Annotated in this window: 12 protein-coding genes; 5 read left to right on the top strand and 7 right to left on the bottom strand. The window is 71.0% G+C overall.

Going from position 1 to position 12,584, the window contains the following annotated elements:
- Nucleotides 1-20: 20 nt before the first annotated feature.
- The 3 genes from FFG40_RS06740 to FFG40_RS06730 are packed head-to-tail and all read right to left on the bottom strand — an operon-like array spanning nucleotide 21 to nucleotide 3,354.
- On the bottom strand, nucleotides 21-980 hold the full coding sequence (locus FFG40_RS06740) for a carbohydrate ABC transporter permease (RefSeq protein ID WP_221935162.1): 960 nt from the start codon (nucleotides 978-980) through the stop codon (nucleotides 21-23).
- Nucleotides 977-1,999, bottom strand: a complete 1,023-nt coding sequence (locus tag FFG40_RS06735) for a carbohydrate ABC transporter permease (RefSeq protein ID WP_110860751.1) — start codon at nucleotides 1,997-1,999, stop codon at nucleotides 977-979. Before FFG40_RS06735 ends, FFG40_RS06740 begins: the two co-directional genes overlap by 4 nt.
- Nucleotides 1,999-3,354: an ABC transporter substrate-binding protein gene (locus FFG40_RS06730; RefSeq protein WP_185974122.1), complete on the bottom strand. Its 1,356-nt coding sequence runs from the start codon at nucleotides 3,352-3,354 to the stop codon at nucleotides 1,999-2,001. Before FFG40_RS06730 ends, FFG40_RS06735 begins: the two co-directional genes overlap by 1 nt.
- A gap of 120 nt (nucleotides 3,355-3,474) precedes the next feature.
- On the opposite strand from FFG40_RS06730, the gene FFG40_RS06725 reads away from it, so the two are divergent.
- The 3 genes from FFG40_RS06725 to FFG40_RS06715 all read left to right on the top strand — a co-directional run bounded on the left by FFG40_RS06725 (nucleotide 3,475) and on the right by FFG40_RS06715 (nucleotide 6,920).
- A complete protein-coding gene (locus tag FFG40_RS06725) occupies nucleotides 3,475-4,614 on the top strand; it encodes a LacI family DNA-binding transcriptional regulator (RefSeq protein ID WP_185974121.1) in 1,140 nt (379 codons plus the stop codon).
- 62 nt (nucleotides 4,615-4,676) lie between these two features.
- On the top strand, nucleotides 4,677-6,173 hold the full coding sequence (gene uxaC / locus FFG40_RS06720; RefSeq protein ID WP_138802672.1) for a glucuronate isomerase: 1,497 nt from the start codon (nucleotides 4,677-4,679) through the stop codon (nucleotides 6,171-6,173).
- Nucleotides 6,174-6,320: 147 nt separating this feature from the next.
- Complete coding sequence (locus FFG40_RS06715; RefSeq protein ID WP_138802671.1) at nucleotides 6,321-6,920, top strand: class I SAM-dependent methyltransferase; 600 nt, start codon at nucleotides 6,321-6,323, stop codon at nucleotides 6,918-6,920.
- Nucleotides 6,921-6,950: 30 nt separating this feature from the next.
- Here the strand turns inward: FFG40_RS06715 and FFG40_RS06710 are convergent, their stop codons facing one another.
- The 3 genes from FFG40_RS06710 to FFG40_RS06700 all read right to left on the bottom strand — a co-directional run bounded on the left by FFG40_RS06710 (nucleotide 6,951) and on the right by FFG40_RS06700 (nucleotide 8,244).
- Nucleotides 6,951-7,328: a type II toxin-antitoxin system death-on-curing family toxin gene (locus FFG40_RS06710; RefSeq protein WP_138802670.1), complete on the bottom strand. Its 378-nt coding sequence runs from the start codon at nucleotides 7,326-7,328 to the stop codon at nucleotides 6,951-6,953.
- Nucleotides 7,325-7,528: a ribbon-helix-helix protein, CopG family gene (locus FFG40_RS06705; RefSeq protein ID WP_173036022.1), complete on the bottom strand. Its 204-nt coding sequence runs from the start codon at nucleotides 7,526-7,528 to the stop codon at nucleotides 7,325-7,327. The genes FFG40_RS06710 and FFG40_RS06705 overlap by 4 nt, the downstream gene beginning before the upstream one ends.
- A 176-nt stretch (nucleotides 7,529-7,704) precedes the next feature.
- A complete protein-coding gene (locus FFG40_RS06700) occupies nucleotides 7,705-8,244 on the bottom strand; it encodes a gluconokinase (protein WP_138802669.1) in 540 nt (179 codons plus the stop codon).
- A 112-nt stretch (nucleotides 8,245-8,356) separates the two neighbouring features.
- On the opposite strand from FFG40_RS06700, the gene gndA reads away from it, so the two are divergent.
- Entirely contained in the window at nucleotides 8,357-9,814 is a 1,458-nt protein-coding gene (gndA, locus tag FFG40_RS06695; RefSeq protein ID WP_138802668.1) for an NADP-dependent phosphogluconate dehydrogenase, read from the top strand.
- A gap of 100 nt (nucleotides 9,815-9,914) precedes the next feature.
- On the opposite strand, the gene FFG40_RS06690 is transcribed toward gndA, so the two are convergent.
- Nucleotides 9,915-10,634, bottom strand: a complete 720-nt coding sequence (locus tag FFG40_RS06690; protein WP_138802667.1) for a hypothetical protein — start codon at nucleotides 10,632-10,634, stop codon at nucleotides 9,915-9,917.
- Nucleotides 10,635-10,806: 172 nt separating this feature from the next.
- Between FFG40_RS06690 and FFG40_RS06685 the strand changes: the two genes are divergently transcribed.
- Nucleotides 10,807-12,441 carry a molybdopterin-dependent oxidoreductase gene (locus FFG40_RS06685; RefSeq protein WP_138802666.1) on the top strand — a complete coding sequence of 545 codons (1,635 nt, stop codon included), beginning with the start codon at nucleotides 10,807-10,809 and terminating at the stop codon, nucleotides 12,439-12,441.
- The last annotated feature ends 143 nt before the right edge of the window (nucleotides 12,442-12,584 follow it).

Genomic DNA, 12,584 nt, shown 5'->3' with positions numbered 1-12,584 from the left:
GTCCGGTTCTGGGTTGCGGCCTACTTGACGGAGCCGGCGGTGAGCCCGCCGACCAGGTAGCGCTGGAAGATCAGGTACAGGGCGACGACGGGGACCGCGCAGACGATCGAGGCGGCCATCATCTGGCCGTAGATCGGGACCGCGCCGCCCTCCTGGGTGGTGCCGAGCACCTGCAGGACCACGGCGACGGTCCGGGTGTTCGGGGTCGTCATGATCGTGGAGAACAGGACGTCGTTCCAGCCGAGCAGGAAGGCGAAGATCGCGGACACGACGATGCCCGGCCACGACAGCGGGAGCACGATCTTCGTCAGGATCTTCGTGGAGCTGGCGCCGTCGATGCGCGCCGCTTCCTCGAGTTCCTTCGGCAGGCCGCGCAGGTACGTGACCATCACCCACGTCGAGAACGGCAGGGCGAAGGTCAGGTAGGTGACGAACAGGCCCCAGCGGGTGCCGATGATCTGCACGCCGGTGGCGCTGGCGATGTTCGAGAACACCACGAAGACCGGCAGGAGCAGGAGCGTGCCGGGGATCGACTGCAGGGCGAGGAGCCCACGCAGGATGGTCAGGCGCCCGAGGAACCGGAACCGGACGAGCACGTAGGCCGTGGACACGGCGAGCGCGGCACTCGCGACGGCGACGGCACCGGCGGTGAGCATCGAGTTCACCAGTCCCTCGCCGAGGGCGACGGTGGACCAGATCTCGACGTAGTTCGACAGCGTGAACTCGGACGGGAAGTACTCGCCACGGGCGACGGCGACGTCGGAGTTCACCGAGCCGAACAGGATGTAGAGCACGGGGACGGCGATGAACGCGATGATCACCGCGATGACGGTGACGAGCAGCCAGCGCGGCAGCAGCCGGGTGACGTCGGTGTCGTAGGGGCGCTTGTTCCGTCGCCCGCTGTTGCCGGTCGTGATGCTCTCGGTGAGCGTCGCGGTGGGGCGGGTGCGGGTGCTGAAGGACGTGCTCGGGGTGGTCATGCGCGTGCTCCGTCGATGTCGGCGGCGGTCGGGGCGGCGGCGAGCGTGGCGCGGTCGGCGCGACGCTGCTTCCGGTTGGGGCCGGCGTCGTCGCCGGTGTCGAGCTTGACCGCCCGCAGGTAGACGAACAGCGGGATCGCGACGATCACGAGCGAGCAGATCGCCATCGCTGCGGACAGGCCGAAGCGGAACGACTGGAAGCTCGCGATGTACGTCAGGACGGGCATCACCTCGACGCTGGACGGCAGCGGGATGCCGAACAGGACGAACGGCAGCGTGAAGTTGTTGATGTTGTGCAGGATCGAGATGATCACCGCGAGGCTGAGGGGTCCGCGCAGGTACGGGAAGATGATGTACCGCAGCTTCGCCCACCAGGTCACCCCGTCGAGCGCGGCGGCCTCGTGCACCTCGTTGTCCACGGCCTGCAGCCCGGCCAGGGACAGCAGGTAGACGAAGGGCCAGCTCGTCCAGATCATCACGCCGGCGAGCGCCCAGTACGACGCCGAGCCGTTCAGCCACAGCACGTCGGTGTGCAGGATCGAGTTCACGACCCCCTGCGGCTGGAGCATCGTGCGGAAGAACGTGCCGACGACGAACGCGGGGAGCACGTACGGGATCAGGTAGATCGAACGGACGAGCCCGCGACCGGGGAACCGGTTCTGCGTCGAGATCGCGGCGGCGACCCCGATCGGCACGGTCACGGCCGTGACGAGCACCGACAGCGACACCGAGATCCAGATGGAGTGCAGCAGCGGCGAGTTCGTGAACGCCTCGGTGAAGTTGGCCAGCCCGACGAACGGGGCGCTGAACCACTGGCGGAGCGTGTACTGGTCGAGGTCGAGCATCGCGATCCAGAAGCCCACCAGGAGCGGCACCACGATGACGGCGAGCATGAGGACCCCGCCGGGCAGGAGCATCCACAGCGGGCGCTCGCGTTTGTAGAGGGGCGTCTTGCCGGCGGGGCGGACCGGCCGGGGCGGCGCCGCGTCGGTGCGGGGCCTGGTCTGCGTGCTGGTCATCACAGACCTCCGTTCTTCTGACGGTCGAGGGTTGCCTGGGCGTCCTTCTGGGCGTCCTGCAGTCGCTTGCGGAGCTGGTCGTCGGTGACCTCGCCGGACTTCAGCGACGGGATCGACTGCACGACCACGTCGACCAGGGCGAGCTGGATGTCGGACCAGGCGCCGGTGAACGCGGTCGGCTTGGACAGGCGGCCGGCGTCGATGATCGGCTTGAGCTGCGGGTTGTCGGCCGCCAGGTCGGCGGCGGCGGACGCGTTGGTCGGCAGGTTGCCGAACAGGTCGTAGTACTCGAGCTGGGCCTTCGGGGCGCTGAGCTGCTTGACGAACGCGAACGACAGCTCCTGCTTCGTGCCGTAGTCGGCGACGACCCAGTTGTCGCCGGACAGGATGCTGGCGGCCTCGATGCCGTCGGACGGACGTTCCGTCGCACCCGGCGGGACGGTCGGCAGCAGCGCGAACTCGTACTTGCCGTCGACCTTGGTGTCCTGGAACGAGTTGATGGCGGTGGTGGTCGTCATCGGGAAGAACGCCGCCTTGCCCTCGGTGAACTGCGCGAGGGCCTGGGCGTTGTTCCAGCCGATCGCGGCCGGGTCGACGACACCGTCCTTCGTCACCCAGTCGAAGTAGGTGCGGTAGGCGTTCTCGACGGCCTCGCTGTCGATCTCGGCCTTCGAGCCGTCGACGATCGTGTTGCCGGCGTTCTGGGCCATCCCCCACACGAACTTCCAGGGGTCGAAGCCGTCGGCGTAGGCGATCGCCATGCCGTGGCGTCCGTCACCCGTGGTGGCCTTCGCGTCGGCGGTCAGCTCGTCCCACGTCGTGGGCATGTCGGTGATGCCGGCCTTCGCGAGCAGGTCCTTGTTCACCGCCATCACGAACGGACGGCTGGCGAACGGGATCCCGATCTGCTTCGACGCACTCGGACCGGAGATGCCGAACGACGCGGGGTCGAACTGGTCCTTGCCGCCGATCGCGTCCCACTCCTTCGCGCCCATCTCGACGAAGGCACCGGTGGCGTACGCGGTCGGGGTGAACGTCGTGCCGATCGCGTAGACGTCGGGGCCCTGCCCGGAGATGACGCTCGTCTGGATCGCGGTCAACTCCTCCTGCGCGGACGAGTAGGTCTCCCACTGGACGTCGGCCCCGGTCGTGCGCTTGAACTCGGCGGCGGTCTCCCGCTGCCACTGCTTGCGTTCCTTGGGGTAGGTGGTGTCCGCGCCCATCATCACGCGGAGGGTGTTCGGGTCGTCGCCGCTGCCGTTCACCACGGCACATCCCTGCAGGGACAGTGCGGCGAGGGCAACCACGGCGACGGCACCGACGAGGGTGCGGACTTGCAGTCTTCGCGTCTTCACGGGGGTTTCCTCCTCGAGACCTCCTCCGAGCGGCGCTGCTCGGTGGCACCACTGTTCCGCCGTTGGCAACATGCGGCAACCGGTTGCCACTTGTTGCCAGACGCGAATACGTTCGGCCTCGTGAAGGACCTCTCGACGGACGGCGGCGGGCGCACGGGCGGTGCCGCAGGCGCTGCTGGTGGCGCCGCTGGCGCGGGCGCCGCCGTTGGTGCTCGCGCTGCCGGCGCCGCCGCTGGTGCCGCACGTCGCGTCACCATCCGCGACATCGCCGACGCCACCGGGGTCGCCGCGTCCACCGTCTCCCGCGCCCTGTCCCTGCCCGACCGGGTCAACCCCGTCACACAGGAGCGCATCCAGCGTGCAGCCCGCGAACTCGGCTACGTCGCCAACTCGCAGGCCCGGGCGCTGACGTCCGGGCGCACCCGCGCCGTCGCCGTGCTCGTGTCCGACATCACGAACCCGTTCTACTTCGACGTCATCCGGGGCACCCAGCACCAGCTCGCCGGGGCCGGCTGGACGCAGCTGCTCGTCGACACCGAGGAGTCCGCCGACGCCGAGATGGCCGCACTCACCGCCGTGGGGGCGAAGGCCGACGGGGTCGTGCTCACGGCGTCACGCCTGTCCGACGCGCAGATCGCACGGTTCGCCGAGCGGATCCCCCTGGTCGTCGTGAACCGGCGGCCCACCGGCGTGCCCTCGGTGCTCATCGACACCCCCGGCGGGGTGGAGCAGGCGGTGCAGCACCTGGTGTCGCTGGGACACCGGGAGATCCTGTACGTCGCCGGGCCGGACAGCTCGTGGTCGAACGAGCGTCGATGGCGCGCGCTCGTGCAGGTCGCCAAGCGCCTGGGGATCCGCGTCGCCCGGGTCGGGCCGCACGCACCCTTCGTCGACTCCGGTGCCGCGGCCGCCGACGCCGCCGTGCACGCCGGCGCGACCGCGTGCATCGCCTTCAACGACCTGATCGCCATCGGGATGCTCGCCCGGCTGCGGGAGCGCGGGGTCCGCGTCCCCGAGGACATGAGCATCGTGGGCTGCGACGACATCTTCGGCGCCGACTTCTGCAACCCGCCGCTCACCACGATGACCTCGCCGATCGAGCGGGCCGGCCGGGTCGCGATCCGGATGCTGCTCGGACGGCTCGGCGCGCTGCCCGCCGACGAACTGCCCGGGGAGCACATGTCCGGCGCCGTCGCCCTGCCCACCCACCTGACCGTGCGCGAGTCGACCGCGCTGGCGCCCCGCGCCGGCACCGACTGATCCCGCACGAGCAACCCCCGCACTCGCCACCGGCGAACTCGCCACACCCGAAGGAGTCGATGATGACCCGCACCAGCACCACCACCCGGCTCGCGCCGCACCCTGACCGGCTGTTCCCCGCCGACCCCGGAGCGCGAGCCGTGGCACGCACCGTGTACGAAGCGGTCAAGGACGCCCCGATCATCTCGCCGCACGGGCACGTCGATGCGGCGCTGATCGCCTCGGACCAGCCGTTCAGCGACCCCGCGTCGCTGCTCATCACGCCCGACCACTACGTGCTCCGCCTGCTGCACGCGAACGGGGTGGACCTGGCCGCGCTCGGACGCGCGGACCTGTCGGGGCCCCGCCCGGGCTCGCAGGCTCGCCCGGCGGCGTCGGCGCATCGCTGGCGCGACGCCGCTGAGCCGACGCCGCCAGGCCGCGCCGTCTGGCGGCAGCTGGCGGAGCACTGGGACGACTTCCTCGGGACCCCCGTGCGCTACTGGTTCGAGACGGAGCTGCACGACGTGTTCGGGCTCGACCAGGCGCCGTCCGCCGCGAACGCGGACGACCAGTACGACCACATCGCCGGCCTGCTGGCGACCCCCGCCTTCCGACCACGCGCGCTCTTCGACGCCTTCGGCATCGAGGTCCTCGCCACCACGGACGGCCCGGCGGACGACCTCGCTGCGCACGCGCAGCTCGCGGCGGACCCCGGCTTCACCGGCCGGGTGCTCCCCACGTTCCGCGCGGACGCCGTGTTCGACCCGACGCGGTCGGACTGGAGGCCCGTGGTCGCGTCGATCGGCGACGCCGCCGGCATCGACACGGGCACCCACGCAGGGCTGTTGGCGGCTCTCCGCGCACGTCGCCAGTACTTCATCCAGCACGGCGCCACCGCCACGGACACCGGGGTGCTCGACGCGGGCTCCGCTCCCCTGCCGTCGAGCGAGCGGGAACGCATCCACGCTGCGGCGCTGCGCGATGCGTCGTCGGTCACCGAGGCCGAGGCGACGGCGTACCGGCACGACATGCTGTACCGCTGGGCGGAGATGAGCGTCGAGGACGGTCTCGTCATGCAGCTGCACCCCGGGGTGATCCGGAACCACCACACCCCGACGCTCGAGCGCTTCGGGCCGGACACCGGGCACGACCTGCCGGCCGTCGGGTCCTTCACCGAGCCGCTCCGACCGCTGCTCGAGTCCTTCGGGACCGCTCCCGGGTTCCACCTGGTGCTCTTCACCGTCGACGAGACCGTCTTCTCGCGCGAGATCGGGCCGCTCGCGGGCTTCTACCCCGCCGTGTACGCGGGCGCGCCGTGGTGGTTCATCGACACGCCCGCGGCCATCGGGCGCTACCGGTCGGCCGTCACCGACTCCGCGTCGTTCGCCAAGACCTCCGGGTTCATCGACGACACCCGCGCGTACTGCTCCATCCCCGCGCGGCACGACATGGCGCGGCGGGCGGACGCAGCGTACCTGGCGTCGCTCGTGGTCACGCACCAGGTCTCCGAGGAGGACGCCGTCCGCACCGCCCGGCGCATCGTGTCCGACATCCCGCGGGCGACGTTCAAGCTCTGACGCGGGCGGGTGCGGTGCGTTGCTGCGGCGGCGCTGCGGCGCGGTGTTGCTGCGTGGTGCGAGGTTCCGTTCTCGGTGCGAGGGTGCCGGGTCGCACGGAACACGGAACCTCGCCCGGTTCGGCGCTGCGGCGGTACGGTCGGGCGCATGACGGAGCGGGTGACGGCGGCGTACAGCGCTCGGGCCGACGAGTACGCGGCGCTGCTCGGGTCGATGGGCGCCGTCCACCCCGACGACCGAGCCCTCGTCGACGCCTGGGCAGCAGGTCAGAGCGGTGCCCTGGTCGACGCCGGGTGCGGCCCCGGTCACTGGACGGCGCACCTCGCACGGCAGGGGCACCGGGTCAGCGGCATCGACGCGGCGCCGGAGTTCGTCGAGCACGCACGACGGACGCACGGCGCCTCGGTCGACTTCCGGGTCGGGTCGCTCGACGCGCTCCCGCTCGCGGATGGCAGCGTCGACGGGGTCCTGGCCTGGTACGCGGTGATCCACCACGAACCGTCGCGGATCGGTGGGCCACTCGACGAGTTCCGTCGGGTGCTCACCCCCGGCGGTGGGTTGCTGCTCGGGTTCTTCGAGGGCGACGCGGTAGAAGCCTTCGACCACGCGGTCGTCACCGCCTACCGCTGGCCGGTCGCGTCCCTGGCGGCGCTGCTGGACGAAGCGGGCTTCGACGTGGTGGACGTCCACACCCGCACGGACCCGGGGCACCGGCCGCACGGGGCGATCAGTGCGGTGCGCCGCTGATCGCTGACCGTTCCCCGTCCAAGCGGCCGTTCAGGCGTCCGAGACCATCGAGCTCAGAGCCGCAGCGATCTCCGGTACGGCATCGAGTTCCCCTTCGGCGATCGCGACGATGAAGTCGTACGCCTGATCGTTCGAGGCGTGGAGCCGGACCCCGTTCACGCCGAGGAAGACCACGAGCAGCATCAGCCCGAGGCGCTTGTTGCCGTCGACCAGGGCATGGTTCCGGACGGCGGAGTGGACGAGCGCCGCCGCCTTCTCGACCAGCGTCGGGTAGGCATCGTTCCCGCCCACCGACGCGGCGGGTCGCGCGACCGCCGCCTCGAGCAGTCCGACGTCGCGGATCGCGTAGTCAGCCCCCAGGGTCCGACGAGCGACGTGCAACGCCTCGTCGGTCGTGAGGTGGATCACTTGCCGAGTCGTTCGAGCGCCTCTGCGTAGCGCGGGAGTTCTCGGTCGAGGACGCCGTCGATCAGATCGCTGCGGCTGTGCTGCTCGACGTACTCGCGGATGGCGGCGCGGGCGACTTCCTGCATCGAGCGCTCCTCGAGGTCAGCACGCTTGCGCAACGCCGCTGCCTCGGCATCGTCGAGTCGGAGGGTCATGGCCATGGGGTCGATGGTACCAAGAGTGGTATCTGAACGGGCTGCAGTGATCGTGGTCATGGAACGACGGTACGAGCGTCCGCCTCGAAGTAGACGGGACCGGGGATCGGTTGGGGATGGCGACGGCCGTGCTGCGCCCTGTGGAGGAACCGCCAGGATCCGTCGCAAGTCGTCGACGCTCGTCAGTCGGTGGTGACCGCGAGCGCGGCGAGGATCTCCTGCACGGTGGCGTCGACCGATCCGTCGATCGACACCGCGACGGCGGCCTCGTCGTGCTGCGGCCGCTCGAGAGTCGCGAACTGCGAGTCGAGCAGCGTCGTCGGCATGTACTCGTGCTGGCGGTGGGACTGCCGTTCGGCGATCAGGTCGCGAGACCCGTCGAGGAAGGCGATGACGAGACCCGGCGCCGACTCGCGCAGACGGTCCCGGTAGGCGCGCTTGAGCGCCGAGTTCGCCATCACGCACCGGGAGCCGTCCGATTCGACCGCGGCGATCCGCTCGGCGCAGGCGTCGAGCCACGGCCAACGGTCCTCGTCGGTGAGCGGGATGCCCTGCCGCATCTTCTCCTTGTTGGCGACCGGGTGCAGGTCGTCGGCGTCGACGAAGACGCACGGTTCGCCCTGCGCGACCAGGGCGTCGGTGAGCGCCAGGCCGATGGTGGACTTGCCGGAGCCGGAGACCCCCATCACGAGGACGGGCGGGTGGACAGCGAGCTCGCTCATCCCTCCACAGTATTGATCCGGTGAACTCTGGTCCCCAGTTCCCGGAACACCTGTGCGGTCCCAGACCACCGGTCGTAGGTTGGGCGCCAACGTCAGGACAAAGGAGACCCTCGTGGCAGACAACAACGGTCAGGCGAACATCGGAGTCGTCGGACTCGCAGTGATGGGCTCGAACCTCGCCCGCAACCTCGCATCGCGCGAAGGCAACACGGTCGCGGTCTACAACCGCACGTACGCCCGCACCGAGGAGCTGCTCCAGGAGCACGGCGACGCCGGGTTCATCGCGTCCGAGGACATCGACGGGTTCGTCGCCTCGCTGTCGAAGCCCCGGACGGCCATCATCATGGTGCAGGCCGGCAAGGGCACCGACGCCGTGATCGGGCAGCTCGCCGAACGGTTCGAACCGGGCGACATCATCGTCGACGGCGGCAACGCGAACTTCCACGACACCATCCGACGTGAGCACGACCTGCGCGAGAAGGGGCTGAACTTCGTCGGCACCGGCATCTCCGGTGGTGAAGAGGGCGCGCTCAAGGGCCCGTCGATCATGCCCGGCGGCTCGAAGGAGGCCTGGGAGACGCTCGGGCCGATCCTCAAGTCGATCGCCGCGGTGGCCGAAGGCGAACCGTGCGTGACCCACATCGGCACCGACGGCGCCGGGCACTTCGTCAAGATGGTGCACAACGGCATCGAGTACGCCGACATGCAGCTCATCGCCGAGTCGTACGACCTGCTCCGTCGCGTCGGCGGACTCTCGGTGCAGGACCTGGTGCAGGTCTTCGACGAGTGGAACAAGGGCGACCTCGAGTCCTACCTGATCGAGATCACCGGCGAGGTCCTCAAGCAGCGCGACGCCGACACCGGCAAGCCGCTCGTCGACGTCATCCGTGACGCGGCCGGCTCGAAGGGCACCGGTGTCTGGACCGTGCAGAACGCCGTGGGTCTGGGCATCCCGGTGTCGGGCATCGGCGAAGCCGTGTTCGCCCGCGCGGTGTCGTCGAAGCCGACGCAGCGTGCCGCCGTGCAGCAGTCGGTCAAGAACCGTCCGCAGATCGCCGAGGTGCCGGACACCTTCGCCGACGACGTCCGTGCGGCGCTCTACGCTTCGAAGGTCGTCGCGTACGCACAAGGGTTCGACCTCATCATCGCCGGGGCGAAGGAGTACGGCTGGGACATCGACCTCGGCAACGTCGCGAAGATCTGGCGGGGCGGCTGCATCATCCGTGCCCAGTTCCTGAACCGCATCGTCGAGGCGTACGCCGAGAACCCGAAGCTCGAGTCGCTGCTGGTCGACCCGTACTTCGCGAACGCGGTGGCCGAGGGCGAAGCCGCCTGGCGCCGCATCGTCGGCATCGCGGCCGCGTCGGGCGTCCCCGCGCCGGGCTTCTCGTCCGCGCTGTCGTACTTCGACTCGCTCGCGTCCGACCGGCTGCCGGCGTCGCTGATCCAGGGCCAGCGCGACTTCTTCGGCGCACACACCTACCAGCGCATCGACAAGGACGGCACCTTCCACACGCTGTGGTCGGACGACGACCGCCGCGAGGTCGAGCAGGAGCCGTCCACGCACTGACGACCGCGCCCGCTGCCGCTGCCGCGCCCCCTGCCGACCACCGTGGTCGGTGCGGGGAATCGCCAGGAGGGCCTCGCTGAACCCGGGGCCCTCCGCCGCGTCAGGCGACGATGCGTTCCCGTGCCAGGTCGGCGACGAGTCGATCCAGCCGCGGACCGCGCCCGAGCAGCCGACGCGAACCCGAGGCGCTCCGGACGAAGAAGGTCGCCACGGCGGGGGTGTCGTCCGGTCGCACGTGGTGGATCGCCACCGCACACGCGCGGCGAGCAGCACCGGAACCGCCAGGTCGTGGCGAGCCGCCGGGTCGCCCCGCGACGCCTGCCGCTGCTGCACCGTCGAGTTGCCCCGAGCCGTCGAAGCCGTCCGCCACGTCCTCGAGTCCGACGTGCACGACACGACTCCACCGGATCACGAGCAGCCGGGTCGCCCGCCGTTCGTCGAGTTCCCACAGGGAGGCCTCGGTGGCGCCGAAGGCCCAGGTCACGCGCGAACCGAGGTGGGTGTCCGGACGGACCTCGTCGACGATGCCACGGAGTTCCGGTGTCGGCGCCGCCGGCACGAGCCACACCGTCGGGTCGATCCGCCGGATGGCGAGCGCGAGAGCCTCGTCCGCTTGCCGCCGCCGTGCCGTCGCGGTCCGCACGACGGCGACCACGATGACCACGACGCCGAGGGCGATCGCGCCGAACTCGACGATGCCGTACCAGGAGAGGTCGACACCCGGCGCCGTCGAGACGACGACGATCCGGGTGATCAGGAGGACCAGCCACACGGCGACGATCACCCAGCGCAGGGTGGCGAGTCGACGTGCCGGAGACATCGGTGTCCGCCGTGCACCGCGGGCACGACCGGACCGCGGGACACCATCCGGACGCTGCAGCACGGTCCGATCCTCCCACGAGCCGCGCGCCACCTGCTGGCCGAACCCGATGAACGCGCGGGGAAGCCCGCACACACAGCCCACGAGCGGCCGGGCGACCTACGCTCGGGCGGTGACCACCGAGACGACGGACGAACCGATCGGTCGATCGACGGCGGGTCCGTCGGACGGCCCGAGCGGGCCCGACAGCCCTGCGACCCGACGTTGGACACTGATCGCCGCGATCGTCGGCGTCGTTGCCGCCGCCGCGTTCCTCGGTGTGGCCGAGTTCGGCGCGCTGCTGCTCGGCGGAGCGGGCAGCCCCCTGGTCGCAGTCGGGTCCGCCGTCATCGACCTCGCTCCGCCGGGTGCGAAGGACTTCATGGTCGCCGTGTTCGGCACCGGGGACAAGGTCGCCCTGTTCGTGCTCATGACGGTGATCGTCATCGCGATCAGTGCCGGGGCCGGTGTACTCGAACGTGTGCGCCCACCCTTCGGTGCCCTCGTGTTCGCCGCCGGTGGTGTGCTGGCCCTGCTGGCCGTCAGCACCCGCTCGGGCAGCGGGACGCTCGACGGCGCCCCGACGGTCCTCGGCATCGCGGCAGCGGTGGTCGTCCTGCGCCTGCTGCTCCAGCGGCTGCGCCGGTGGGAGGCCGCGGCGACCGTGCCGACGGCGGCACCGCGACCCGCGTCGACGGAGCGCCGGACGTTCCTGGTCTGGGGCGTCGCGACGGCGACCGTCGCGGTCGTGGTGGGCACCGCCTCCCGGCTGGGGTCGTCCGCGATGCAGGCGGCCGCTGCTGCCAGGCGGGCCATCCGGCTGCCCGCCGCGGCGACCCCTGCACCGGCGGTCCCCGCGGGTGCGTCGCTCGACGTCGACGGCATCACCCCGTACATCACGCCGAACGCCGACTTCTACCGGATCGACACGGCGCTGCGCGTGCCGCAGGTCGATCCCGCCGACTGGTCGCTCCGCATCCACGGTGCGGTCGAGCAGGAGATCACGCTGACGTGGGACGAGCTGCTCGCACTGCCGCTCGAGGAGCACGTGGCCACCCTGAGCTGCGTGTCGAACGAGGTCGGCGGTGACCTCATCGGCACGGCCCGCTGGCTGGGCTACCCCATCCGGGAGCTCCTCGCCCGGGCACGTCCGGCGGGTGACGCCGACATGGTGCTCTCACGGAGCATCGACGGGTTCTCCGCCGGCACCCCGCTCGACGTGCTGCAGGACGACGGCACCGCGGCGCTGCTCGCGGTCGGGATGAACGGCGAGCCCCTGCCGACCGAGCACGGGTTCCCGGTGCGGATGGTCGTGCCGGGCCTGTTCGGGTACGTCTCGGCGACGAAGTGGGTCACCGAGCTCGAAGTCACCCGCTTCGCCGACGCGCAGGGCTACTGGACCCCGCGCGGCTGGTCGGAGCGGGGCCCGGTCAAGCTCGAGTCCCGCATCGACACCCCGCGGAACGGGTCGACGGTGACCGCGGGCGGGCCGGTGGCGATCGCCGGGGTCGCGTGGCAGCCGCACAAGGGCGTGAAGGCCGTCGAGGTCCGCGTCGGAGGCGGCGACTGGCAGCGCGCCGAACTCGCCGACTCGGTCTCTGCGGACACCTGGCGACAGTGGGTGGTGCGGTGGACGCCGGTCGCCGGCTCACACCGCATCGAGGTGCGCGCGACCAGTGCGGACGGCGAGGTGCAGACGAGCGTGGACCGGCCGCCGGCGCCCAATGGTGCGACGGGCTGGCACACGGTCACGGTCGACGCGCGCTGACCGTCCGGGAGTGGGTCTGCGACACGCCCGCTGATTGCCGTCGAGGTGGCAGAAAGCGTCGGTCCGTGGGCGCGCAGGCAACACTTCGTGCCACCTCGGCGAACCTGAGCGGCATGTCGTGACCGCCCGCCGCCGGCGCGCTC

Origin of the sequence: Curtobacterium sp. KBS0715 (assembly GCF_005938005.2) — a bacterium.
GTDB classification, from domain to species: Bacteria; Actinomycetota; Actinomycetes; order Actinomycetales; family Microbacteriaceae; genus Curtobacterium; species Curtobacterium flaccumfaciens.
Note: the sequence above shows the minus strand (reverse complement) of the source record. Positions and strands in the feature narration are given on the sequence as shown.